This window comes from Pseudomonas sp. P7758, assembly GCF_013386485.1.
Classification (GTDB): Bacteria; Pseudomonadota; Gammaproteobacteria; order Pseudomonadales; family Pseudomonadaceae; genus Aquipseudomonas.
Map to the genome: position 1 here is coordinate 16,168 of NZ_JACARS010000013.1, position 26,378 is coordinate 42,545.

At 63.1% G+C, this 26,378-nt stretch carries 19 protein-coding genes; 17 read left to right on the forward strand and 2 right to left on the reverse strand.

Annotated features, from left to right (window positions below; genetic code table 11):
• The first annotated feature begins 48 nt into the window (after positions 1–48).
• The 17 genes from HX873_RS03165 (at position 49) to HX873_RS03245 (ending at position 21,400) form a co-directional block, all read left to right on the forward strand.
• Positions 49–504, forward strand: a complete 456-nt coding sequence (locus tag HX873_RS03165; RefSeq protein ID WP_003207553.1) for an SRPBCC family protein — start codon at positions 49–51, stop codon at positions 502–504.
• Positions 505–658: 154 nt separating this feature from the next.
• The gene (locus HX873_RS03170; protein WP_102368894.1) at positions 659–1,105 is read left to right on the forward strand and encodes a DUF411 domain-containing protein; all 447 of its coding nucleotides are present in this window, start codon (positions 659–661) and stop codon (positions 1,103–1,105) included.
• Between the two features lie 3 nt (positions 1,106–1,108).
• Complete coding sequence (locus HX873_RS03175) at positions 1,109–1,540, forward strand: YqaA family protein (protein ID WP_177117078.1); 432 nt, start codon at positions 1,109–1,111, stop codon at positions 1,538–1,540.
• Between the two features lie 55 nt (positions 1,541–1,595).
• Positions 1,596–2,609, forward strand: a complete 1,014-nt coding sequence (locus HX873_RS03180) for an alpha/beta hydrolase (protein WP_177122364.1) — start codon at positions 1,596–1,598, stop codon at positions 2,607–2,609.
• 26 nt (positions 2,610–2,635) lie between these two features.
• The gene (locus tag HX873_RS03185) at positions 2,636–3,589 is read left to right on the forward strand and encodes a D-2-hydroxyacid dehydrogenase family protein (protein WP_102605557.1); all 954 of its coding nucleotides are present in this window, start codon (positions 2,636–2,638) and stop codon (positions 3,587–3,589) included.
• Positions 3,590–4,028: 439 nt separating this feature from the next.
• Positions 4,029–5,588, forward strand: coding sequence for a glycogen synthase GlgA (gene glgA / locus HX873_RS03190; RefSeq protein WP_087692372.1), 1,560 nt, complete (start codon positions 4,029–4,031; stop codon positions 5,586–5,588).
• 16 nt (positions 5,589–5,604) lie between these two features.
• Entirely contained in the window at positions 5,605–7,356 is a 1,752-nt protein-coding gene (gene treZ, locus HX873_RS03195; protein WP_177122365.1) for a malto-oligosyltrehalose trehalohydrolase, read from the forward strand.
• Complete coding sequence (gene malQ, locus HX873_RS03200) at positions 7,353–9,437, forward strand: 4-alpha-glucanotransferase (RefSeq protein ID WP_177122366.1); 2,085 nt, start codon at positions 7,353–7,355, stop codon at positions 9,435–9,437. The genes treZ and malQ overlap by 4 nt, the downstream gene beginning before the upstream one ends.
• Entirely contained in the window at positions 9,434–12,190 is a 2,757-nt protein-coding gene (locus tag HX873_RS03205; RefSeq protein WP_177122367.1) for a malto-oligosyltrehalose synthase, read from the forward strand. Before malQ ends, HX873_RS03205 begins: the two co-directional genes overlap by 4 nt.
• A 23-nt stretch (positions 12,191–12,213) precedes the next feature.
• Positions 12,214–12,480 carry a DUF2934 domain-containing protein gene (locus HX873_RS03210; protein WP_003207537.1) on the forward strand — a complete coding sequence of 89 codons (267 nt, stop codon included), beginning with the start codon at positions 12,214–12,216 and terminating at the stop codon, positions 12,478–12,480.
• Between the two features lie 123 nt (positions 12,481–12,603).
• Complete coding sequence (glgX, locus tag HX873_RS03215; RefSeq protein ID WP_003207536.1) at positions 12,604–14,763, forward strand: glycogen debranching protein GlgX; 2,160 nt, start codon at positions 12,604–12,606, stop codon at positions 14,761–14,763.
• Position 14,764: 1 nt separating this feature from the next.
• Positions 14,765–15,763: an acyl-CoA dehydrogenase family protein gene (locus tag HX873_RS03220; RefSeq protein WP_102368888.1), complete on the forward strand. Its 999-nt coding sequence runs from the start codon at positions 14,765–14,767 to the stop codon at positions 15,761–15,763.
• Complete coding sequence (locus HX873_RS03225) at positions 15,760–16,518, forward strand: PIG-L deacetylase family protein (protein ID WP_177028191.1); 759 nt, start codon at positions 15,760–15,762, stop codon at positions 16,516–16,518. Before HX873_RS03220 ends, HX873_RS03225 begins: the two co-directional genes overlap by 4 nt.
• Complete coding sequence (locus HX873_RS03230; RefSeq protein WP_003207530.1) at positions 16,515–17,114, forward strand: SAM-dependent methyltransferase; 600 nt, start codon at positions 16,515–16,517, stop codon at positions 17,112–17,114. Before HX873_RS03225 ends, HX873_RS03230 begins: the two co-directional genes overlap by 4 nt.
• Positions 17,111–17,770, forward strand: a complete 660-nt coding sequence (locus HX873_RS03235) for a glycosyltransferase family 2 protein (protein WP_003207526.1) — start codon at positions 17,111–17,113, stop codon at positions 17,768–17,770. The genes HX873_RS03230 and HX873_RS03235 overlap by 4 nt, the downstream gene beginning before the upstream one ends.
• Before the next feature lie 187 nt (positions 17,771–17,957).
• The gene (locus HX873_RS03240) at positions 17,958–18,719 is read left to right on the forward strand and encodes a PIG-L deacetylase family protein (protein ID WP_003207524.1); all 762 of its coding nucleotides are present in this window, start codon (positions 17,958–17,960) and stop codon (positions 18,717–18,719) included.
• Positions 18,720–18,814: 95 nt separating this feature from the next.
• Positions 18,815–21,400, forward strand: a complete 2,586-nt coding sequence (locus tag HX873_RS03245; RefSeq protein WP_177122368.1) for an autotransporter outer membrane beta-barrel domain-containing protein — start codon at positions 18,815–18,817, stop codon at positions 21,398–21,400.
• Positions 21,401–21,529: 129 nt separating this feature from the next.
• On the opposite strand, the gene glgB is transcribed toward HX873_RS03245, so the two are convergent.
• Together glgB and HX873_RS03255 are read right to left on the reverse strand one after the other, a co-directional pair.
• Entirely contained in the window at positions 21,530–23,764 is a 2,235-nt protein-coding gene (gene glgB, locus HX873_RS03250) for a 1,4-alpha-glucan branching protein GlgB (protein WP_003207521.1), read from the reverse strand.
• On the reverse strand, positions 23,761–26,378 hold a 2,618-nt coding region (locus tag HX873_RS03255; protein WP_177122369.1), incomplete at its 5' end, for a putative maltokinase. The genes glgB and HX873_RS03255, both read right to left, overlap by 4 nt.

Here is a 26,378-nt window from a genome sequence, read left to right on the forward strand (position 1 = left end):
GGAGCCGGACTATTCTGACAGTTCGCTCCGCCACACAGGAGGTGTGTCATGCACGCAGTTGAGCACCCGATCCGTCTGGAGCGGATCAGTCAGGAACGCTATATACAAGCCTCTATCGACGATGTTTACGACTACGTTACCCAACCGGATCGCTGGCATGAATGGCATCCGACATCCCTGGGCGCCGACACCGGTATCGCCGGCTCATTGCCTGCCGGTCATCGTTTCACTGAAACCATCGACCTGCTGGGTGTGCGGGTTCCCATGAGCTATCGCGTGCAGATTGCGCAGCGACCGCGGGAGTTCAAGACCGCGTTCACCTCATTGGCGGTCGATGGCTGTATTCATTATCTGCTGCAAGTACAGGGCAACGGCACGCTGTTCAAGCGCATCCTCACCTATGAAACCGAACTGCAACTGACCACCCTGCATGAGCGCATGATCGCACTGTCCAACCAGGCCCTTGATCAGCTCAAGCAGCGCCTGGAATCCCCGCCAGCCTGACAAAACCGTCATATCCCTCTCAGTTTTCCGACAGCACCAGGCGGTTATTCTGGTGCTGTCGGTTTTTCGTAAAACCTCGTAACAATCCCGGGAAACCCTTTTCCAAAAAGCAGGGAGAATGCCCCGCTGTTGCCCTTTATCCGATGAGATGACGATGAAAACCACCCTGCGACTGGCCGCACTGTCGGCCCTGCTCATGAGCACCCTGGCCCAGGCTGCCGAGCTGATCCCGATTGACGTGCACCGTGATGCCAACTGCGGTTGCTGCAAAAAGTGGATTGCCCACCTGGAGAGCAACGGGTTCAAGGTCAACGACCATGTGGAAAGCAACATGAGCGAGGTCAAGCAACGCCTGGGCGTGGCGCCGCGCCTGGCGTCTTGCCATACCGGCGTGATCGACGGCAAGTTCGTCGAAGGCCATGTGCCAGCCGACCAGGTCTTGGCCCTGCGCAAGCGCGACGACTTGCTGGGCATTGCAGCACCGGGCATGCCCATGGGCTCGCCAGGCATGGAGATGGACGGCAGCAGCGATGCCTATCAGGTCATCGGCCTGACTCGCGATGGCGAAGACGTGGTAGTGGCTGACTATCCGGCACGCTGATTGATGCTTGCCGGTTACCTGGGACTGTTTTTCGCCGCCTTCGGCGCCGCCACGCTGTTGCCGATGCAATCGGAGGCGGTGCTGGTGGGGCTGTTGATCAGCGGGCACTACAGCCTGTGGTTGCTGCTCGGGGTTGCAACGGCCGGCAACGTATTGGGCTCGGTGGTCAACTGGCTGCTGGGCCGCTCGGTCGAGCGCTTCAAGGATCGACGCTGGTTTCCGGTCAGCCCCAGGCACCTGGAAAAGGCCCGTACCCACTACCAGCGCTGGGGCCATTGGTCGTTGCTGCTCAGTTGGGTGCCGATCATTGGCGACCCGCTGACCCTGGTGGCCGGGGTCATGCGCGAACCGTTCTGGCGGTTCCTGGTGCTGGTGACCCTGGCCAAAGGGGCGCGCTACGGGGTACTGGCCATGCTCACCCTGCACTGGATTTAATCTCCCGTTAATCCCCTCGCCACAGCATCCGGGCACTGTTCCCGGAGCTCTAACCATGTCCAAGATCCGCTCTCTGTGCGTCGCCAGCCTGTTGCTCGGCAGCGCCCTGCCCGCCTTCGCCGCCGAAGAAGGTCCGACCTACGGCCCCGAGCTGCAAGGCTTCCAATACCCGTACCCGGTAGAGCACTTCACCTTCCAGTCCCAGGGCAAATCCCTGCAGATGGGCTACATGGACGTGCCGGCCAAGGGCAAGGCCAACGGGCGCAGCATCGTGCTGATGCACGGCAAGAACTTCTGCGGCGCCACCTGGGATGAATCGATCAAGGCCCTGAGCGACGCCGGTTACCGGGTGATCGCTCCCGACCAGATCGGTTTCTGCACCTCCAGCAAGCCGGACAATTACCAGTACAGCTTCCAGCAACTGGCGATCAACACCCATCAACTCCTGGAAAAACTCGGTATTCAGAAGGCTACCCTGCTCGGCCATTCCACTGGCGGCATGCTTGCCACACGCTACGCCCTGCTCTATCCGCAGCAAACCGAACAACTTGCCCTCGTAAACCCGATTGGCCTGGAAGACTGGAAGGCCATCGGCGTGCCCTACCGCAGCGTTGACCAATGGTACGAGCGCGAGTTGAAACTGACCGCCGAAGGCATCCGCCAATACGAGCTCGACACCTACTACGTCGGCCGCTGGAAGCCTGAATACGACCGCTGGGTCGATATGCTCGCTGGCATGAACAAAGGCCCCGGCCACACCCAGGTGGCGTGGAACTCGGCGCTGATTTACGACATGATCTTCACCCAGCCGGTGTACTACGAGTTCAAGGACCTGCAGATGCCCACCCTGCTGCTGATCGGCACCTCCGACAACACCGCCATTGGCAAAGACCTGGCGCCACCGGCGGTCAAGGCGAAGCTCGGCAACTACGCGGTGCTGGGCAAGCAAGTGGCCAAGCTGATTCCCCACGCCACCCTGGTGGAATTCCCGGGCCTGGGCCATGCACCGCAAATGGAAGAGCCGTCACAGTTTCACAAGGCACTGTTGCAAGGGCTGAACGCCCTTTAATCCAACCTTTTTCGAGGCATGCGTGAATGTCGGTACAGATCGCAGTGATTGATGATTGGCAGAATGTGGCCAGTGGCGTGGTGGACTGGTCAGTCCTGGCGTCGGTCGGCCAGGTGCACTTCCTCCACGATTACCCGGCGGACACCGCCACGTTGATCGAGCGTTTGCAGGGGTTCGAGGTGATCTGCGTGATGCGCGAACGCACCACCTTCGACCGGGCTCTGTTGCAAGGCTTGCCCAGGCTCAAGTTGCTGGTGACCGGCGGCATGCGCAACGCCGCCATCGACATTCCTGCGGCCAAGGCCCTGGGTATCCAGGTAGGCGGCACTGACAGTTACAAGCACGCCGCCCCGGAACTGACCTGGGCACTGATCATGGCGTCCACCCGCAACCTGCTGGCCGAAGCCAATTCCCTGCGCGCCGGGGGTTGGCAAGTGGGCCTGGGCGGCGATTTGTACGGCAAGACCCTGGGGATTCTCGGGCTGGGCAGCATTGGCCAGAAGGTCGCCAAATTTGGCCAGGCTTTCGGCATGCGCGTAATTGCCTGGAGCGAAAACCTTACCCCAGAGCGCGCTGCCGAAAGCGGCGTGACCTGGGTCAGTAAGCGCGAGTTGTTTGAACAGGCGGACGTGTTGTCGATTCACCTGGTGCTCAGCGACCGCAGCCGCGGGCTGGTGGACGCCGAAGCGTTGGGCTGGATGAAACCTACGGCGCATTTGGTGAACACGGCACGCGGGCCGATTGTCGATGAGGCCGCCTTGATTGACGCCCTGGCCAATGGCCGGCTGGCGGGCGCGGCACTGGACGTGTACGCCCAGGAGCCGCTGCCAGCCGGGCATCCATTCCGCCAGTTGCCCAACGTATTGGCCACCCCTCATGTGGGGTACGTCAGCGAGCAGAACTACCGCCAGTTCTACCAGCAAATGATCGAAGACATCCAAGCCTGGGCCAAAGGAGTGCCCCTTCGCGCACTAAGCTAGTGCACACATTTCACCTCCCACTCCCCCCTGTAGCAGCTGTCAAGCCCCAGCGAGGCTGCGTCGGGCGCACTGCCGATCCTGAACCGGAGCGCGCTCGACAGCTGCTACGGGGCTCATGAAAAAAATTTGTCCTACAAAAATACCCCACAGACCCCACAGGCTCTGGGATCTGTCCTAGACTCATGACCGATGGGTCCGATCCAAAACAAAAACCCCGCAAAAAATCGAAACTTTCCAACTCTGCCACAGGTCAGGTTTAAGGTAAGGCGAGTGCTGACGGTTCATACCGAACGCCCGTCCATCCACTCTATTTAAGACTCCAGCACAACTGGCATAAGGCTTGCCAGTCTGTGTAGCGCTTGTGCGCCTGGCCGCAGGACGCGGTCAACCTTCGCTGATTGCCATATGCCATCAGCCGACCAGAACTCGGGAGAGAACTATGATCAGTGCCGCTGTAGATACTCAGGGAGAGCGTTTTAGTCAGCCGGTTGGCGGGCCGACCTCATTGGCCGACCTTCCCAACACGGTGCGGCCGGTCCCACGTGTGAATCCCAATCGCAAAAAAGTGCTGTTTGTCACTTCCGAACTGGCCGACCTGGTGAAAACCGGCGGCCTGGGCGACGTGTCCGCCGCACTGCCCCGCGCCATGGCGCACCTGCACGATGTGCGCGTGCTGATCCCCGGCTACCCGCAGGTGCTGGACAGCGACAACCCTATTCATATCATCGGTGAGCTGGGGGGCCACGCCGCGCTGCCACCGTGCAAGATCGGGCGCATGGACCTCAAGGACGGCCTGGTTATCTACGTGCTGATCTGCCCCGAGCTTTACGAGCGCGAAGGCACGCCCTATGGCGCCAACAACGGCCGCGACTGGCCCGACAACCATATCCGCTTCGCCCGCCTGGGCCTGGCCGCCGCCGATATTGCCGCCAACCTGGCGCAGATCCACTGGTGCCCGGACCTGGTGCACGCCCATGACTGGCCAGCAGGCCTGGCGCCAGCCTATATGCACTGGCGTGGGTCACGCACTCCAACGCTGTTCACCATTCATAACCTCGCCTACCAGGGCGTGGTCAGCCTCGCCTCGTGCCCGGAACTGGGGATTCCCGAACACGCCTTGCAGCAAGAAGGCATGGAGTTCTACGGCAAGCTGTCATTCCTCAAGGCCGGCATGGCGTATTCCAGCCATATCACCACGGTCAGCGCCACCTACGCCCAGGAAATCACCACCCCCGAATTTGGCTGCGGTCTGGATGGCTTTCTCGCCAGCAAGACCCAGCAAGGCTTGCTCAGCGGCATTCCCAACGGCATTGATGAAAGCTGGGAGTCGTCCACTGACCCGCACCTGACCCACCCTTTCAACATTGGTGACTGGGAAGGCAAGGCACAGAACGCCGCCCATGTGCGCAACCTGTTTGGCTTGCACGACTCCACCGGCCCGCTGTTCGCCGTGGTATCGCGCCTGGTCTACCAGAAAGGCCTGGACCTGACCGAAGCGGTCGCCAGTTTCATCGTCGAAAATGGCGGCCAGATCGCGATCATCGGCCGTGGTGAGCCGGAAGAAGAGCAAGCCATGCGTGCCCTGGCCCTGCGCTTTCCCGGCCAGATCGGCGTGCGCATCGGCTTCAACGAGACCGACGCGCGCCGCATGTTCGCCGGCAGCGACTTCCTGTTGATGCCATCCCGTTACGAACCCTGCGGCCTGAGCCAGATGTACGCCCAGCGCTTCGGCTCGTTGCCGGTTGCACGCAACACCGGCGGCCTGGCCGACACTATCGAGGATGGTGTCACCGGCTTCCTGTTCAACGAATCCACTGTCGAAAGCTACGAAGCGGCCCTGAGCCGCGCGTTCAAGGTCTTCGCCTTCCCAGGCTTGCTCAACGCCATGCGTTGCCGGGCTATGGCCGCACCGTTCAACTGGTGCCAGGCAGTGGAACCCTATGCCGAACTTTATGAGCAACTGGTAGCGAAAGCGCTGGGAAGATCGGGGAAACAGTAAAAAGAGGTCTTCATAGATGCCGTCACGGACTCTGGAAACCTGGCCCCACGGCGCGATCATGCTGGATGCGGAACACACCCGCTTCGCGTTATGGGCGCCAGACGCGTTTTATGTCAGCGTTGAATTTGAGGAAGGAAAATCGGTAGCGATGCTGCCCCAGGCCGATGGCTGGTTTGTGGTGCAGCTGCAATGCCCGCCGGGCACCCGCTACCGCTACAACATCGACGGCGAACAGGACGTTCCCGACCCGGCTTCCCGGGCACAGGCCACGGACGTTCACGGCTTCAGCGTGGTGGTCGACCCCCTGGCCTATCAGTGGCGCCAAAGCCACTGGCAAGGCCGGCCGTGGCACGAAGCGGTGATCTACGAGATACACGTGGGCGTACTGGGGGGCTACGCCGAGGTCGAGAAACAACTGCCGCGCCTCGCCGAACTGGGGGTCACCGCCATTGAGCTGATGCCCATCGCGCAATTCCCCGGCGAACGCAACTGGGGTTACGACGGTGTCCTGCCCTACGCTCCCCAATCCTCCTACGGTTCGCCCGAGCAGCTCAAACAGCTGATCGACAGTGCGCACCACTATGGCCTCGCGGTAATCCTCGATGTGGTCTACAACCACTTCGGCCCCGACGGCAACTACCTCGGCACCTACGCCAAGGGTTTCTTTCGCGAAGACGTGCACACGCCCTGGGGCGCGGGCATCGACTTTGATCGCCGGGAGGTCCGGGATTTCTTCATCGACAACGCCCTGATGTGGCTGCTGGAATACCGCTTCGACGGCCTGCGCCTGGACGCCGTGCACGCCATCAACGATCCCGAATTTCTGCAGGAGCTGGCGCAAAAAGTACGCCAGCAAGTCGACACGGGGCGGCATGTGTGGCTGGTGCTGGAAAACGAATTCAACCAGGCCAGCCTGCTGGAAAGCGGTTTCGACGCCCAGTGGAACGATGACGGCCACAACGCCCTGCACGTGCTGCTCACCGGCGAAACCGACGCCTACTACAGCGATTTCGCCCAGGACCCCACGGGAAAACTGGCGCGCTGCCTGAGCGAAGGATTTATCTACCAGGGCCACACCACGCGCCACGGCCACGCGCGCGGCGAGCCCAGCGGGCACCTGCCGCCCAGCGCCTTTGTGCTGTTCCTGCAGAACCACGATCAGATCGGCAACCGCGCCCTGGGCGAACGCCTGCATCAACTGTGTTCGCCCCAGGCCCTGAGCGCCGCGACGACCTTGCTGCTGATGTCGCCGATGATCCCGCTGATGTTCATGGGCGATGAAGTCAACGCCGAGGAGCCGTTCCTGTTCTTCACCGACCATCACGGCGAACTGGCCGAGGCGGTACGTGAAGGCCGGCGCAATGAGTTTGCCGACTTCGCCGCGTTCAGCGACCCCGAACGCCGCGAACGCATTCCCGACCCCAACTCCCTGCAGACCTTCCGCCGCTCGGCACCCGCCCTCGCCGACTGCGGCGACTCGCAGCTCTACCGGCACCTGTTGAGCCTGCGCCACCAACATATCGTGCCGCACCTGCCCGGCAGCATGGCCCTGGGTGCGCACGTGCTGGCGCAGGGCGCGGTCACGGCGCGCTGGCGCCTGGGCAATGGCAGCCTGTTGCAGATCGACCTCAACCTGAGCGCCGATTCTCTGAACTACCCGGCTGCCGAGCACCTCCTATTTGTGACGCAGGCCAGCGGGGCCGAACAATTGGCTCCCCTCAGCGCCCGCGTCAGCCTCACCCATTCCCCTGTTGGAGAGCACCCTTGAGCGACGCGCAATTGGAAATACTCGCCAGCCGAGCGGGCCTGGCCGTCGATTGGATCGACGCGAATGGCCGCCCGCAACATGTAAAGCCCGACGCCCTGCGCGCCGTGCTCAAAGGCCTGGGCCACCCGGCCGACAGCGACGCCGAGATCGAAGCCAGCCTGCTGGACCTCGAACGCGTGCAACAAGACAAGCACCTGCCGCCCCTGATGACCGTCGACAGCGGCGCCGGCCTGGACCTGGCGCGCTACTTCGCCCCCGGTACGCCGTGCCAGATTCACCTCGAAGACTCCAGCGTGCTGGACCTGAGCCTGGACGAGAACGCAGTGTTGCCCGGCTCGATTCCGGTCGGCTACCAACAAGTGCATATTGCCGACCAGCATTTCACCCTGGCCGTGGCACCGACGCATTGCTACACCGTTGCAGAAGCGGTCGACACCCAGACCGCCCGCGCCTGGGGCTTGAGCGCCCAGTTGTATTCCCTGCGCCGCAGCGGCGACGGCGGCTTTGGCGATACCCAGGCCCTGGAACAACTGGCCCGCGCCGCCGCCGAACGCGGCGCCGACGCCCTGGCCATCAGCCCGATGCACGCGATGTTCAGCGCCGACACCGAGCGCTTCAGCCCCTATTCCCCGTCCAGCCGCCTGTTCCTCAACAGTTTGTACGCGTCCCCCGGCTGCATCCTCGGCGAACGTGCGGTGCAAACTGCCATCGAGGCCAGCGGGCTGGCCGACGAATTGAATGACCTTGAGCAACAAAGCCTGATCGACTGGCCGGCCGCGGCCAAAGCCAAGCAGCGCCTGTTGCGCACCCTGTATGACGACTTCCGCCAGGGCGACCACCCGCAACATGCCGACTTCCTGAGCTTCCGCCAGGCTGGCGGTGAAGCCCTGGAAAACCACTGCCGCTTCGAAGCCGTACAAGCCGAACGCGCGGCCAACGGCGAGAGCCTCGACTGGCGCCACTGGCCAGAGGACTGGCACAGCCCGCAAAGCCCGGCCCTGTTGCAGTTTGCCGAAGCCAATCGGGACGAAATCGGCTTCTACGCCTTCAGCCAATGGCTGATTGCTCGGTGCCTGGAACGCGCGCAACAAGCGGCGCGCGGCAGCGGCATGGGTGTCGGCCTGATCGCCGACCTCGCAGTGGGCGCCGACGGCGGCGGCAGCCAGGCCTGGAGCCGCCAGGATGAACTGTTGGCGGAACTGACCGTGGGTGCGCCACCTGACATCCTCAATCGTGCCGGCCAGGGCTGGGGTATCTCCGCGTTTTCCCCCGAAGGCCTCAAGCGCAACGGCTTTCGCGCGTTTATCGAAATGCTGCGGGCCAACTTCGCCCACGCCGGCGGCTTGCGCATCGACCATGTGATGGGCCTGCAACGCCTGTGGGTGATCCCGATGGACGCCTCGCCACGGGACGGCGCCTACCTGTATTACCCGGTGGATGACCTGCTGCGGCTGTTGGCCCTGGAGTCGAGCCGCCACCAGGCGATCGTCCTCGGCGAAGACCTCGGCACCGTACCCGACGGCCTGCGGGAAAAACTCATCGCGCGCTCAATCCTTGGGATGCGCGTGCTGCTGTTCGAACAAGACCACGGCGGCCAGTTCAAGCCGATCCTCGATTGGCCGGACAACGCGCTGGCCACCACCAGCACCCACGACCTGCCGACCCTCAACGGTTGGTGGCACAGCCGCGATATCGACTGGAATGTCCAGCTGGGCCTGATCGATGCACCCACCGTCGAGCAATGGAGCGAACACCGCCTGCGGGAACGCCAGGCACTGCGCCAGGCCTTGAGCCAGGACCCGCAGAACTTCATCGACGAAGTGCGCAACGAAACCGACCACGTCATCGACGCCAGCGTGCGCTACCTGGGCCACACCCGCGCACCCTTGGTATTGCTGCCGCTGGAGGACGCCCTGGGGGTCGAGGAACAATCCAACCTGCCCGGCACCACCGACACCCACCCGAACTGGCGCCGCCGCCTGCCGGGCGATGCCGCCACCCTGCTCGATGATGAAAACGCCGCCCGCCGCCTTGAGTTGTTGGCCGTGGCGCGCATCCAGGCCCAAGAGCGTGACCGATGAAAGCATTGACGCTTCGGGCTACCCAGCGCCTGCAATTTCATAAGGGCTTCACCCTCGACGACGCCGTGCCGCTGGTGCCGTACTTCGCCGAACTGGGCATCAGCCACCTCTACGCCTCGCCATTGCTGAGCGCCCGCGCCGGTTCGATGCACGGCTATGACGTGGTCGATCCCACCACCGTCAATCCCGAGCTGGGCGGCGAACCGGCGCTGCGGCGATTGGTTGCGGCATTGCGCGAACATGACATGGGGCTGATCCTCGATATCGTGTCCAACCACATGGCCGTCGGCGGTGCCGATAATCTGTGGTGGCTGGACTTGCTGGAATGGGGTCGCCTGAGTCCCTACAGCGAATTCTTCGACATTCAATGGCACTCGCCAGACCCGCTGCTCAAGGGCCAACTGCTGATGCCGTTCCTGGGCAGCGACTACGGCGAAGCCCTGCAGTCGGGTGCCCTGCCGCTGCGCTTCGACCCGCAGCGCGGCAGCTTCTACGTCGAGCATTACGAACATCGCTTCCCGATCTGCCCGCGGGAATATGGCGAGCTGGTGCCTGTCAAGCCGCTGGCCGATCGCTTCAGCAGCCTGGCCTACCAGCCGGACGCCTATCCCCAGGCCGCCGCGCTGAAACAGGAACTGATCGAGGCCGCCCGCGACCCCGAAACCCTGAAGGCCATCGAAGCGAACCTCGACCTCTACGACGCCCGCCAGCCCGAAGGTTTCGCCCGCCTGCACCACTTGCTGGAACAACAAAGCTATCGCCTGGCCAGCTGGCGCACGGCGGCGGACGATATCAACTGGCGGCGGTTCTTCGACGTCAACGAGCTGGGCGGCCTGCGGGTTGAACGCAGCGCGGTGTTCGAAGCGACCCACGGCAAGATCTTCCAGCTGATCAGCGAAGGCCTGATCGACGGCCTGCGCATCGACCACATCGACGGCCTCGCCGACCCGCGCGGTTACTGCCGCAAGCTGCGCCGCCGGGTGGACTCGCTGGCGAGTGGGCGGCACTTGCCGATCTTCGTCGAGAAGATCCTCGGCGAAGGCGAAACCTTGCGTGAAGACTGGCGCGTGGACGGCACCACCGGCTACGAATTCATGAACCAGCTGTCATTGCTGCAACATGACCCGAAGGGCTTCGAACCCCTGGCCGAGTTATGGACCCGCCACACCGAGCGCCCGTCTTCATTTATCGAAGAAGCCTGGCTGGCCCGGCAGCAGATCCTCAACGGTTCCCTGGCCGGGGATTTTGAAAGTGTGGCCCAGGCCCTGCTGCAAGTGGCTCGGGACGATGTGATGAGCCGCGACCTGACCCTGGGTGCAATTCGCCGCGCGTTGCAGGAACTGATCGTGCATTTCCCGGTGTACCGCACCTACATCAGCGCCCGGGGCCGCAGCGAACTGGATGACGTGTTTTTCCTGCAAGCCCTGGCCGGTGCCCGCAGCACCTTGAGCGAAGGCGACTGGCCGGTGCTCGACTACCTGGAAAAATGGCTCGGCGGCCAACCCTGGCGCGACCGCCCCCTGGGCCGCAAACGCAAGATGCTCAAGCACGCCTGCGTACGCTTCCAGCAACTGACCTCGCCGGCGGCGGCCAAGGCCGTGGAAGACACTGCGTTCTACCGCTCGGGTGTGTTGTTGTCGCGCAATGACGTGGGTTTCAGCACCGAACAATTCAGCGCCCCGCTGGAAGACTTCCACGCGGTCAACCAGCAACGACTGCGCACCTTCCCCGACAACCTGCTGGCCACCGCCACCCACGACCACAAGCGCGGCGAAGATACCCGTGCGCGCCTGGCGGTGCTCAGCGAGGCCGCCGACTGGTATGCCGAGCAGGTGGAGCAATGGCGCCCCCTCGCCGCCCGCCTGCGCAGCGATGCCAACACGCCGTCCGCGGGTGACGAACTGATCCTCTATCAGGTGCTGCTGGGCAGTTGGCCGCTGGACCTGCACCGCGACGATACCGAGGGCCTGGCGGACTATCACCAGCGCCTGTGGCAGTGGCAGCAGAAAGCCCTGCGTGAAGCCAAGCTCAACAGCAGCTGGAGCGCACCCAACGAGTTGTACGAGCAAGGTGTCGAAGCGTTCCTGTCACGGCTGCTGCTGGAGGACGCCGGCAAGACCCTGCGCGATGCCATCGGCGAGGCCGCCCAGGCCATCGCCCCGGCCGGCGCGCTCAACGGGCTGGCGCAATCCTTGCTTCGCCTCACCGTGCCGGGCGTGCCGGACCTGTACCAGGGCGATGAGTTCTGGGACTTCACATTGGTAGACCCTGACAACCGCCGCCCGGTGGACTACCCCGCACGGCGACAGGGCCTGCACACACCACCGGACATCGGCGAGCTGATGTTCAACTGGCATGACGGGCGTATAAAACAGGCGTTGATCAGCCAGGTCCTGGGGTTGCGCAAGGCGCATCCGCAACTGTTTCGCCAGGGCACGTACGAGCCTCTGGAAGTAGTGGGCGAACACGCCGAGCGGGTGGTCGCTTTCTACCGCGAATACCAGGGCAAACAGCTGCTGGTGGTGGTGCCACGCTGGCCTCACCGGCTGCTTGAAAACGGTGTGTATCCCCTGATCAACGCGCAGATTTGGGGCGATACCCGGGTCCGATTACCGTTCGCCGCTCCAACCCAAAATTGGAAGGGACTTTTCCGAACAGGCGCAGTCACACCAAACAAGGAGCTCATGATCAGCGCTGCCCTGGGGGATTTCCCGGTCAATGTCTTTATCAATCCTGATGATCAAGAAAGCTGAAATTTTCTGTGAGGAGCATTGCGATGAGTACTGAAGACAAACGCATCCGCGAACTGGCACATCAGATCTGGGAATCTGAAGGTAAACCCCATGGCGAGGACGCACGACACTGGGAAATGGCGCGCAAACTGGCGGAAGCCGAAGCGCTGACGCCATCCAAGGCACCGAAGGCCGCCGCCAAGGCCAAGCCAAAAGCCAAGCCCGCAGCGGCAGCGCCCAAACCGGCAGCCAAGCCAAGCGCAGTGCCGGCGGCGAAGAAGCCTGCTGCGAAGAAGCCCAAGGCCCCCTGACCCAAAGATCCTCCTGCAGGTGCGCCCGCACCGCAGGAGGCTATCCAACTACCGATATCTACCCGGCATCACGCCGGAATGGCCCCGTTCGGCCCGGAAAAACCCTTTTGCAGGAGCATCTCAATGAGCAAACCCAACAAGCCCAACTCGACGCCGGAAAACGAGCCGTCGCGGATTCGTGAAGGTTTGCCCTTCCCTCTCGGCGCGACCTGGGACGGTCTGGGGGTCAACTTTGCGCTGTTCTCGGCCAACGCCACCAAAGTCGAACTGTGCATCTTCGACGACAGCGGCGAAGTCGAGCTGGAGCGCATCGAACTGCCGGAATACACCGACGAGACCTTCCACGGCTACCTGCCCGACGCCCACCCCGGGCTGATCTACGGCTACCGCGTGTACGGTCCCTATGACCCGGCCAACGGTCATCGCTTCAATCACAACAAATTGCTGATCGACCCCTACGCCAAACAGCTGGTGGGCGAGCTCAAATGGTCCGAGGCCCTGTTTGGCTACACCATCGGTCATCCGGACGCCGACCTCAGTTTCGACGAGCGCGACAGCGCGCCCTTCGTGCCCAAGTGCAAAGTCATCGACCCGGCCCACACCTGGGGCAACGACCAGCCAGTGCGCACGCCGTGGGATCGCACGATCATTTATGAAACCCACCTGCGCGGCATCACCATGCGCCACCCTTCGGTGCCTGAGGAAGTGCGCGGCACCTGCGCCGGGCTGATGGTCGACGATGTGCTCAAGCACATTCGCCAGTTGGGTGTGTCATCGGTCGAATTGCTGCCGGTGCACGCCTTCGTCAACGACCAGCACCTGCTGCAAAAAGGCATGACCAACTACTGGGGCTACAACAGCATCGCCTTCTTCGCCCCGGACCCGCGCTACCTGGCCAGCGGCAAGATCGCCGAGTTCAAGGAAATGGTCGCGCACCTGCACGAAGCCAAGCTGGAAGTGATCCTGGACGTGGTCTACAACCACACCGCCGAAGGCAACGAGCAAGGCCCGACGCTGTCCATGCGCGGCATCGACAACGCCTCGTACTACCGCCTGATGCCCGATGACAAGCGCTTCTACATCAACGATTCCGGCACCGGCAACACCCTCGACCTGAGCCACCCGTGCGTGCTGCAAATGGTCACCGACTCGTTGCGCTACTGGGCGACCGAGATGCATGTCGACGGCTTCCGCTTCGACCTGGCAACCATCCTTGGCCGCTACCGCGACGGTTTCGACGAGCGCCACAGCTTCCTCGTGGCCTGCCGCCAGGACCCGGTGCTGCGCCAGGTGAAAATGATTGCCGAGCCGTGGGACTGTGGCCCCGGCGGCTATCAGGTCGGCGGTTTCCCGCCGGGCTGGGTGGAATGGAACGACCGTTTCCGCGACACCGTGCGCTCGTTCTGGAAAGGTGACGACGGCCAACTGGCCGACTTCGCCGGACGCATGACCGCCTCGGGCGAGATGTTCAACCAGCGTGGCCGCCGGCCGTACAGCTCGGTGAACTTCATCACCGCCCACGACGGTTTCACCCTGCACGACCTGGTGTCTTACAACGACAAACACAACGAAGCCAACGACGAGAACAACCAGGACGGCAGCAACAACAACCTGTCGTGGAACCACGGTGTCGAAGGCCCTACCGACGACCCGGAAATCAACGCGCTGCGCCTGCGCCAGATGCGCAATTTCTTCGCCACCCTGCTGCTGGCCCAGGGCACGCCAATGCTGGTGGCCGGTGACGAGTTCGCCCGGACCCAGCACGGCAACAACAACGCCTACTGCCAGGACAGCGAGATCGGCTGGATCAATTGGGAACTGGATGAAGACGGCAAGGCCCTGCTCAAGTTCGTCAAGCGCCTGATCAAGTTGCGCCTGGCGTACCCGATCCTGCGTCGCGGGCGCTTCCTGGTGGGCGACTACAACGAAGATATCGGGGTCAAGGACGTCACCTGGCTCGCGCCGAGCGGCGATGAAATGACCATCGAGCAATGGCAGGACAGCCATGGCCGTTGCCTGGGCATGCTGATGGATGGCCGCGCCCAGGAAACCGGGATTCGCCGCCCGGGGGCCGATGCCACGTTGTTGCTGGTGGTCAATGCCCACCACGACATGGTCAATTTCCGCCTGCCACCGGTGCCGGATGGCGGCTTCTGGACCTGCATGCTCGACACCAACCAGCCGGCAGTGCGTGGCCAGGAACGCTTCGATTTCGATCACGAATACGCGGTCACCGGGCGTTCGCTGCTGCTGTTTGAATTGCAGCATGAGGACGAGGTGTGACATGGCCTTGCATGAGTTTCTTCGCGGCTACCGGGATTACCCGGACACCCAGGCCCTTGGCGCTGCGCTGAGGGCTTTGGTGGAGGAAGGCCTGGACCAGTTGCCCTTGCCGGGCAGCGGGCAAACGTTGGAACGCTTCAGCCGGCTGGCGCAAGTCGCCGGCCATGACCTGCGGTTGTGCAAGTTGTTTGAAGGCCACACGGACGCCCTGGCGATCATCGCTGAACTCGACAGCCCCTTGCCGCCGGTTGGCAGCACGTGGGGCATGTGGGCGGCCGAGCCGCCCACCGCCAAGGTGCGGATCCGGCGTGACGGCCAACGTGTGCGGCTGGAGGGCCGCAAGGCCTGGTGCTCGGGCGCGGCGGTGGTCAGCCACGGCTTGCTCACGGCGTGGGATGAAGAGGATCGCCAGCAACTGGTTGCAGTGCAAATGCACCAGCCCGGTGTAACCGTCACCGATGAGGGCTGGGCCGCCGTGGGCATGGCCGCTACCGGCAGCGTTGAAGTGCTTTTCCACGACGCCGTTGGCCTGGCCATCGGCAAGCCTGGGGACTATTTGGCGCGCCCCGGCTTCTGGCAAGGCGGCATCGGCATCGCCGCCTGCTGGTACGGCGCGGCACAACGCCTGGCGGAGGCCTTGCGCGAGCAGTGTGCAAAACGCCCGGAGCCCCACGCCCTGGCGCACCTTGGCAGCGTCGACAGTGCCTTGCACAGCGCGGCCTGTGTGCTGCGCGACAGCGCCACTCATATCGACCGGCAGCCCAAGGCAGATGCCCGGCTGCTGGCACAACAGGCACGGGCCTGTATCGAAGAAACCGTCGACCAGGTGATTCACCATGTCGGCCGCGCACTGGGCGCCGGGCCGTATTGCAAGGACCCGCATTTTGCCCAGTTGATGGCCGACTTGCCGGTGTACCTGCGGCAAAGTCATGCCGAGCGCGACCTGGCCGCCCTTGGTCAACAAGTCGCCGATGAGCGCCCAGGGAGATGGGAACTATGAAGATCAATCCAATCGTCGGCCAGGGCACGCCCTTGCATGTGTGGCAAAGCTCGTCGCGACTGGCCGAGCTGCCTTGCGTAGACATTGCCGAACTGGTGCCTGAAGGCAGCCGCGCCGTGATCATCGCGCCACATCCGGATGACGAAGTCCTTGGCTGCGGCGGCCTGCTGCAAGGCCTTGCCGCGCTGGATCGCCCTATCCTGCTGATCTCCGTCACCGACGGCAGCGCCAGTCATCCCGGCTCGCGCCGCTGGCCGGTGGAACGCCTGAGCGTGGTGCGGCCGCAAGAGTCGGCGCAGGCCCTGCACCGGCTGGGATTGCCGTTGCACAGTCTGAAATGGTTGCGGGCCGGGTTCAGCGACAGCCAGGTCGCCGCAGGTGAAGAAGACCTGAGCCGCTTTATCGAGCGTTACCTCAAGCCCGGCGACGTGGTCTTCACCACCTGGCGCGAAGACGGCCATTGCGACCACGAGGCTGTGGGCCGTGCCAGTGCCAAGGCGACCCGGGCGGTGGGCGCAACCTTGCTGGAGTTGCCCGTTTGGACCTGGCATTGGGCAACCCCGGAAGACAGCCAGGTGCCCTGGGATCGCGCTCGTAAAATTCTCCTGACACCTGAAGCCGTGGCCCGTAAACGGCACGCCATCCATGCCTTCGCCAGCCAGTTGGAAGGCGACCCGCAGATCGGCCTGCCGCCGGTGCTCGCGCCCTATGTGCTGGAGCGCCTGCTGCAACCTTTTGAAGTGGTGTTCGTATGAGTGTCGCCACGCCCTATTTCGACGAGCTGTTTGCCGGCAACGACGACCCATGGGCCTTTCGGCAACGCTGGTATGAACAGCGCAAGCGGGCCCTGACCCTGGCGCTGCTGACCCGGCCGCGCTATGCCTCGATCTTTGAACCCGGCTGCGCCAACGGCGAGCTGAGCTTCGAGCTGGCCCCGCGCTGTGACCGCCTGCTCTGCTGTGACACGGCGCTAGCGGCGGTCAGCCTGGCACAGGCGCGGCTGCGGGGTTTCAGCCATGCCACCGTGCAGCAGAGCCGCCTGCCGCAGCAATGGCCCAGCGAAACCTTCGAGCTGATCGTGCTCAGCGAGCTTTGCTACTACCTGGACCCGAAGGATTTCGATGGGCTGATCGATCGCGCGCTCGCCTCCCTGACGCCTGATGGACAAATCCTCGCCTGCCACTGGCGCCCGATCATCGAAGGCTGCCCGCAGACCGCCGAACAGGTGCATGCGCGCCTCGGCCAGCGCCTGGGCATGCCACATCTGGCGCAGCATCACGAAAGCGATTTTCTACTGGATTTATGGAGCCGCGACGGCACCACGGTTGCGACCCTGGAGGGACTGCGATGATCGGCATCCTGATACCCGTGCATAACGAAGAAAAACTGCTGCCCGAATGCCTGAAAGCTGCGATGGTCGCCGCCAGTCATCCGGGCCTGCTGGGTGAAGAGGTGCAGATTCTGACAGTGCTCGACAGCTGCAGCGACCGCAGCGCCATGATCGCCCGCGAATACCAGGTGCACAGCCTGGAAGTGCAGGCGCGAAACGTGGGCCACGTGCGCGGCGTGGGTGCGCGGCACCTGCTTAATAACGGCGCGCGCTGGATTTCCTGCACCGACGCCGACAGCCGCGTCGCTCCCGATTGGTTGGTGGCGCAACTGGCCCTGGGCGTGGATGCGGTGTGCGGCACGGTGACGGTGGACGCCTGGAGCGAGGGCTTCGACCCGGCGGCGCAGATCCGCTATCACCAGGCCTACACCGCCCGGGACGGGCATCGGCATATCCACGGCGCCAACCTGGGCGTCAGTGCCGGCGCCTACGTGCGGGCCGGCGGTTTCGAGCCCCTGCCCTGCCATGAAGACGTGGAGCTGGTGCGCCAGTTGGAGCGCTGCGGGGCTTCCATTGCCTGGAGCCACTCGCCCCAGGTGATTACCAGTGCCCGCCTGGATTGTCGCGCCCAGGGCGGCTTCGGTGATTACCTGAAGAGCCTGATGCAGGCCTCCTGAAAAAATTGCGACACCCGGCGGTGTTAAAGCGGCAATTCATAACTATCATCACTGTTCCTTGCACGGCAATCCAGGGTTGGAACGCCGTCGCGCCGCGAGCGTGCAGTACCTGACGCTCGCGTACCACAAGAGCCGTCCCGTCAACGGGGTACGGCCTGCACCACCGATAAACAAGGACGTGACACCCATGAAGCCTGCACTGTTAAGTGACAACCGCCGGGGCCCCGCGCAAATCTGGAACAGCGCCCCGCAACTCGCGCAAATCCCTGCCATCAACCCCGCAACCCTGGTGCCCAAGGGCGCCCGCGTGGTGATCATCGCCCCGCATCCCGGCGATGAAGTGATCGCCTGCGGCGGTCTGCTGCAATTGCTCAGCACCCTTGAATACTCCCTGCAACTGATCTCCATCACCGACGGCAGCGCCAGCCATCCGGGGTCTGCCGTGTGGCCGGCCAAACGCTTGAGCGTGGTGCGGCCCCAGGAAAGTGTCGAAGCCCTGCGCCGCCTGGGCGTGCCCCTGCACAGCCTGAAATGGATCCGCGGCGGTTTCGCCGACAACGCCCTGGCCGCGCGGGAACAGCAAATGAGCCAGTTCATTGCGCGCTACCTGCAACCCGGCGACGTGGTGTTCACCACCTGGCGCAACGACGGCAATGACGACCACGACGCCGTCGGCCGTGCCGCTGCCAAAGCCTGCGCAGTCAAGGGCGTGCGCTTGCACGAACTGCCGATCTGGGCGTGGCACTGGCCGCTTCGGGAAACCGCCGCCATCCCCTGGCAGCGCGCGCGCAAGGTGCGGCTCGACACCTGGAGCGTCGCCCGCAAGCTGCACGCCGCCCACGCCTATGCCAGCCAACTGGCAGGCGACCCGGAAATCGGCCTGGCGCCGATCCTGGCGCAGGTGCTGCTGGAGCGCATGCGCGAGCCCTATGAGATTGTATTTTTGTAGGCGCACCCACTCGTCTATACCTGTAACTTCTGACAGTAGCGAACGCTCTTTCTGTGTGGCTAGCTTGGAACACCGGCTTGCAGGGAGGGCGAATCATGAGCACGCGGTTTTCATCAGTGACGTATCTGAGCGTCTGCAGCGTGACGACGCTGTTGCTCAATTGGCCCCTCCCCGCGCAGGCAGCCTGTACGCTGGTCATAACCGCAGGCAACGACACCACCCTGTGCAGCGATGGCAGTGCTGGCGCGCTGACGGATTTACAAGGAAGCAACGTCCTGGAGTTCCCCGTCGGCGGCACCGGCATCATCGTCGGCAACGTGACTTATGGAGCGGGAGATGATCGGGTCACGATGGATTCCGGCGCGATCAACGGTGCGATCAATCAAGGTGACGGAAGAAATATTTTCCAGCTGTTCAATGGCAATATCTCCGGCACGGTGACGCAAGGCGCGGGCGGTGATATTGCGCAAATCAGCGGCGGCAGCTCCGGTGCAATCTCCCAGGGTGACGGGGTAGACCAGTACTTCCAGAGCGGTGGCACCGTCGCCTCACTGGCTCAGGGCGACGGCCGTGACGAGTTCACCATGAGCAGTGGCAGGATTGTCGGTGCTTTTGAAGATGGAGATGTAGCGCTGATGACCGGTGGCAGCATCGGGCGGGTCGACATGAAGCTCGACAACAACCTGTTTGACCTGCGGGGTGGAGCGATCATCGGCAACCTCGTTACTGGCTTCGGAAACGACACCATCCTGGTTTCCGGAGGAACGGTTGGTGGCAACATCAGCGTCAGCGGCGGCGACGACATCATCAACGTCAGCGGAGGGGAAATAAGTGGGCAGATCCTCGCCAGCTTTGGCAACGATGAGTTCACTTGGGAAGGCGGCGGTCTGATCCATAAGGAAATCCTCATGGGTGATGGCGCTGACAGGGGTTTCCTGCTCAACCTGACCGAAACCACCCTGGCCTCCACACCACTTCTGGACGGTGGTTTGGGTAACGACACCCTGACCTTCGACAACACCCGATCCGCCACGCCAACCCGCTATGTCAACTGGGAAACCGTCAACCTGGACAACAATTCGCGCCTGACCCTGGGCGGCGACTTCAAGCTCGGTGACAGCGCTACAGCCACCGGTACCCTGAATATTTTTGGCAGTGCCGCCCTGCAGGTAACACAGGGCAGCATCAGCCCCTTCGCGGCCGGGCAACAAGCCAACCTGAACAACGGCGGCCTGATCGACATGACCACCGGCAGTTCCAGCGCCACCGACAGCCTGACCGTCAACGGCAACTACACCGGCAATGGTGGCGAACTCGCGCTGCAATCGGTACTCGGCGCCGACGGCTCGGCCAGTGACAAGCTGGTAGTCAGCCAGGGCACGCTGCAAGGCGGCACTACCATCACCGTCACCAACCTTGCCGGCCCCGGCGCCATGACGCTGCAGAACGGCATCCAGGTGGTTGAAGCGCTTAACGGTGCCACGAGCAGCGACCTGGCGTTTACCCTGCGCGGTGGATCCGTTTCCGCAGGCGCCTATGAGTACTACCTGTTCAAAGGAGGCGTAACGCCGGACACCGGGCAAAACTGGTTCCTGCGGTCCTCGGTGGTGGCGCCGCCGCTGCCCAACCCTGAGGATCCTGACGACCCAGTGGGCATTCTCCCCCCCGTCCCCGCCGATGGCACGCCGGACCTCCCGGGGATTTTCCCGGGAGAAGACCCCATACCCATCTATCGCCCGGAAGTCCCGGTATATGCCGTGTTGTTTCCCGCCGTGCAGCAGATGGTCCAGGGCATGCTGGGCACCTACCACGAACGCATGGGCGACCAAAGCCTGCAACGCCAACCTGGTGCACTAGCGGCCGGTTGGGGCCGGGTGTATGGCAGCAGCACGCGGCAATCATTCGCCGGCACCGTCAGCCCGTCGCTGGACAGCTCCCTGTCCGGTTTCCAGGTTGGCACTGACCTGTATGCCTGGACCAACGACGCTGGCCTGACCCAACGCTTCGGCTTCTTTGTCGGCCACAGCCGCCTGACCGGCAATGTGGCGGGTTTCAATGGCGGTTTTCAGGGCAAGGACGCCGGCAACACCACCCTGCGCGGTGACAGCCTGGGCGCGTATTGGACGCTAATCGGCGCCAACCGCGCCTATATCGATGTCGTGCTGATGGGCACGCGGTTCGATGGCCACAGTGAATCCGACCGGGGCGTCAAACTCCCAACCAAGGGCCACAACGTGCTGGGGTCTGTGGAGGTGGGAATGCCGTTTGCGGTGTCTGAACAGTGGGAGGTCGAGCCGCAGGCCCAGGTGATTGTCGATCGAAGCTATGTGGACAGCCAGAATGACGGAATCTCGGATGTCTCATTCCGCGCCGACACTAACGTCGTCACCCGTCTCGGTGTCCGCCTCAAGGGCAGCTACAGCGTGAGCGGCATGCCCCTGCAGCCTTACGTGCGTATCAACGTGTGGCACGCCAGCGCCGGGAATAACACCGTCACGTTCAATGACAGCACGGACATCAACACCGAACAGAAGTCCACCACGCTGGACGTCAGCACCGGGGCAACGCTGCAGGTATCGAGTACGGTCAGTGTGTATGGCGAGGTGGGGTACAACAGCAATCTGGACAGTAATCAGCTGAATGGGCGAAAAGGCACGATTGGCATAAGGGTCGACTTCTAAGCCACAACACATCCCCACTGTGGGAGCGGGCTTGCTCGCGAATGCAGTGTGTCAGCCAAAAAATCTGGCACTGGTACTGCGCATTCGCGAGCAAGCCCGCTCCCACATGGGGTCTTCATCGGCTGGAAGTCAGGCGTCCGGTCGCAGGATCAGCACGCCCAATGGCGGCAGGTTCAACGACAGCGACAACGGCTGCCCATGCCTGGGCTCCTCCTCCGTAAACGCCCCGCCACCGTTGCCGAAGTTGGAACCGGCATAGGTGTCGGCATCGCTGTTGATCACCTCGCTCCAGCGCCCGGCAAACGGCACGCCGACCTTGTAGGCCTCACGCGGCACCGGCGTGAAGTTGGCCACCACCAGCACCGGCCTGCCATCCTTGCTCCAGCGCAACCAGGCGTAGACGCTGTTGATCGCGTCATCCCCAATCAACCACTGGAAGCCCTGTGGTGCGTCGTCCTGGTCATGCAGCGCCGGCTCTTCGCGGTACAGACGGTTGAGGTCGCCCACCAGTTTCTGCACGCCCCGGTGTTCGGGGTATTGCAGCAGGTACCAGTCCAGTTGCTGATCGTGGTTCCACTCGCGCCATTGGCCGAACTCGCAGCCCATGAACAGCAGCTTCTTGCCCGGGTGCATCCACATGAAGCTCAGGTACGCCCGCAGGTTGGCAAATTTCTGCCAGCGGTCGCCGGGCATCTTGTCGATCAACGAGTGTTTGCCGTGCACCACTTCATCGTGGGAAATCGGCAGGATAAAACGCTCGGACCAGGCATACACCAGGCCGAAACTCAGCTCGTTGTGGTGATGGGCACGGTACACCGGGTCCTGCTGGATGTAGTGCAGCGAATCGTGCATCCAGCCCATGTTCCACTTGTAGTTGAACCCCAGGCCGCCCTGTTGGGTCGGCTGGCTTACGCCCGGCCATGCGGTGGACTCCTCGGCGATCACCAGCGCGCCGGGGGCCTCAAGGGCAACGACATCGTTGAGGTGGCGCAGGAAGTCGATGGCCTCGAGGTTTTCCCGCCCGCCGTGGCGGTTGGGTACCCATTCACCGGCCTTGCGCGAATAGTCGCGGTACAGCATCGAGGCCACCGCATCCACCCGCAGGCCATCGATATGGAAATGCTTGAGCCAGTGCAAAGCCGACGCCAGCATGAAGCCGTGGACTTCGGTGCGGCCGAGGTTGTAGATCAGGGTGTCCCAATCCTGGTGGAAGCCTTCCAGCGGGTTGGCGTATTCGTACAGCGCGGTGCCGTCGAATTGCGCCAGGCCGTGGGTGTCGGTGGGGAAATGCGCCGGCACCCAATCCAGGATCACGCCGATGTCGGCCTGATGGCAGGCGTTGACGAAAAACGCGAAATCCTCCGGCGAGCCGAAACGTGCCGTCGGGGCAAATTGCGACAGCGCCTGATAACCCCATGAGCCGCCGAACGGGTGCTCCATGATCGGCATCAGTTCGATATGGGTGAAGCCCAACTGCTGTACATAAGGGATCAACCGTTCGGTCAGCTCGCGCCAACTGTACTGGCGGGACACCTCGCCGACTTCATCCAGCTCGCACTGCCAGGAACCGGCATGCAACTCGTAGATCGACAAGGGTGCGCTGGGCTTTTGTCGCTCGCTGCGCGATTGCATCCAGTCGTGGTCCTGCCAGTCGACCTGCAGCGGCGAAGCGACCTTGGACGCAGTATCCGGCGGCAACTGCGTGGCCAGGGCCATGGGGTCGGCCTTGAGCGGCAGAATCCCGTGGGCACCGAGGATTTCATACTTGTAGGCCGCGCCGGGTTGCAGGCGCGGGATGAAAATCTCCCACACACCGGACGGATGGCGCAGGCGCATCGGATGACGGCGCCCGTCCCAGATATTGAAGTCGCCCACCACCGAGACCCGGCGGGCATTCGGTGCCCATACCGCAAAACGCACGCCCTGGACACCGTCGACGCTGGTCACTTGTGCCCCGAGGCAACTGCTCAGGTCGCGGTGATTGCCTTCGGCAAACAGGTACAGGTCCATCTCCCCCAGCAGCAGTTGCTGGAAGCTGTAAGGGTCTTCGGTGATCTGTTCGCCACCGGCCCACTGGATCTTCAGCAAGTACGCCTGACGGCTGCCGAAATGCCCGACAAACAAGCCCGGTACCTGGGTCGCATCGAGGCTGCCGATGTGCTCGCCGCTGTCGCGGGCCAGGACCTGGACACTCAGTGCTTCCGGCAGGAAGGCACGAATGAACTGGCCGCCCTGCTCGTCGTCATGGGGACCCAGGATCGAGAATGGATCATGGTGCTCGGCCCGCACCAGGGCTTCGATATCAGCAGGCTTGGGCATCACACTCAACTTTTCCTGCAGCGGTTCTTTGCTTGTAAAACTCATGACGTCTCCCCACCGCGTGCAGTTTTCGATATTGGTTTCAACCCGCTGAGCAGCCCGTGCAAACCTTGCAACGGCACCGGCAACCAGCTCGGGCGATTCTCTGCTTCGTAGGCCACTTCGTACGCGGCCTTCTCCAGGCTGAACAACGCCAGCGCTGCGTCCTGGCCTTTGGCATCCTGCCAGTCATGGGCCAGTGTAGTCGTGGCAGCGTGATAGGCCTGGATAAATGCCTGCCTGGCCTCATGCAAGTAGCGATCCGCCACACGTTGCCGGGACGCATTGGCCTCGAGCGACTGGTCGACGCCCTGCACATTCACCGCCATGGCCGCCGCGTAATCAAACGAGCGCAGCACCCCGCTCACATCCTTGTACGGGCTGTGTTTGCCGCGACGCTCAGGCAACGGCCGCGCCGGTTCGCCCTCGAAGTCGATGAGGTAGGCATCGCCCTTGACCACCAGTACCTGGCCCAGGTGCAGGTCGCCGTGCACGCGAATGCGCAACCCGCCCACCGTGGCTTTCGCCAGGTCCTGAACGTGACTGGTGATGGCCTTTTTCTGCTCCAGTAAAGCACTGACCAACGCCTGATCGGCAGGGTTCAACTTGGTTTGATGCTGTTTGAGCAACTGCAAGGCGTGGTCGATTTGTGCGCCTACGTGCCTGGCCCAGCCCTGGCTGTCCTTGAGGGTTGTGACCTCGGGCTTGAACGCCTTGTTAGTGGTGGGCGCCGCCAGCACCAGGTGCATCTCGCCCAGGCGCTGGCCGAGCAAGCCGGCGAAATCCGCCAGCTCGCCAAGGGCGTTGTAGTGCTGTTCCTGCTCGGACATGGCTTCGGCCAGTTCGTCGCGAATCGCTCGCTCCAGGTTATTCTGGGTCCAGCCCCACGCGTCGCCCTGGTTGCTCAGGTAACCCTGGGCGATCATCAGCAGGTTGTCCTGGCCATCGGCGTCGTGGCGGATCACCGAGCCCAGCAGCGGCGAGATATGCTCGTAGCCGGCTTCGGTCAGGTAGGCGCCCATTTCCAGCTCGGGGTGAACCCCGGCGCTGACTTTTCGGATCAACTTGAGCACCAGGCTGCCGCCCACCACCACGGAACTGTTGGACTGCTCCGCCGCGAGGTAGCGCACTTCCGACTCGTCGTTCAATTCCAGTTTGGCCAACTGCGCCGTGGGCTCGAAGCGAATCTCGCCATCGGTGGAGTCGAGGACGGTTTTGGCCTGCAGGCCTTGGATCACGCCGCGGATATAAGTGTCGAGGCTGAAGGCATCGGTCACCAAACCTACCTGACGCACTCGCCGTACACGGGCAAGCGCCAGTTGCTGCGGCAAGGCGCTGGTGAACTGGTCTTCGCCAAGGAAGCCGAACGGCAGTTGATAGCGGCTGACCTGGCCGGCGCTGGTGACTTCGATTTCACTGAGCAGCACCGGATGCTGCGGGTCGCCGAAGCGCACGCCATAAGCGATGTGCACGCCGTCGATCGCCGTATCCTTGCTGGCAAACCAGCGGCGCTTGGGCAGCCACGCCGGCAACGCATTCTGTTCCAGGGTGGTGCGGCACGGTGCTTCGAGCAATTCTTCCATGCGTTTCTTCAGCACCAGGGTGGTGAAGTCCGGGATGCTTTGCGCCGGTTCCACGTGCCAGCTTGGCATCTGGTTTTCCGCAGCCAGTACGAACCAGTAGAAGCCATACGGCGCCAGGGTCAGCAGGAAATTCAGCTGGCCAATCGGTGGGAAGGCATTGCCACCGAGCATCTCCACCGGAACCATGCCGGCAAACGCCGAGAGGTCCAGTTCTGCGGCCTGGGCACTGCGGGACACGTTGGCCACGCACAGGATGATTTCATTCTTGCCATCGGCGCCTGCGTATTCGCGGGTATACGCCAGGATGCGGCGGTTGCTGGGCGAGAGCATTTTCAGGCTGCCGCGACCGAACGCCTTGGACTGTTTACGCACCGCGAGCATGCGCCGCGTCCAGTTCAGCAACGAGTGCGGGTCCTGGGTCTGGGTTTCGACGTTGACCGACTGGTAGCCGTATTGCGGGTCCATGATTGGCGGCAATACCAGGCTGGCCGGGTCGGCGCGGGAGAAGCCGCCGTTGCGGTCGATGGACCATTGCATCGGCGTACGCACCCCGTCGCGGTCACCGAGGTAGATGTTGTCGCCCATGCCGATTTCATCGCCGTAATACAGGGTCGGCGTGCCCGGCATCGACAACAGCAGGCTGTTGAGCAGCTCGATGCGCCGGCGGTCGCGTTCCATCAGCGGCGCCAGGCGGCGGCGAATCCCCAGGTTGATACGTGCACGGCGGTCGGCAGCGTAATAGTTCCAGAGGTAGTCGCGCTCTTTGTCGGTGACCATTTCCAGGGTCAGTTCATCGTGGTTGCGCAGGAAGATTGCCCATTGGCAATTGGCCGGGATCTCCGGGGTCTGGCGCAGGATGTCGGTGATCGGGAAACGGTCTTCCTGGGCCAGCGCCATGTACATGCGCGGCATCAGCGGGAAGTGGAACGCCATGTGGCACTCATCGCCGTCGTCGCCCTTTTTGTCCCCGAAGTACAGCTGGGTGTCTTCCGGCCATTGATTGGCTTCAGCCAGGAGCATGCGGTCGGGGTAGTTGG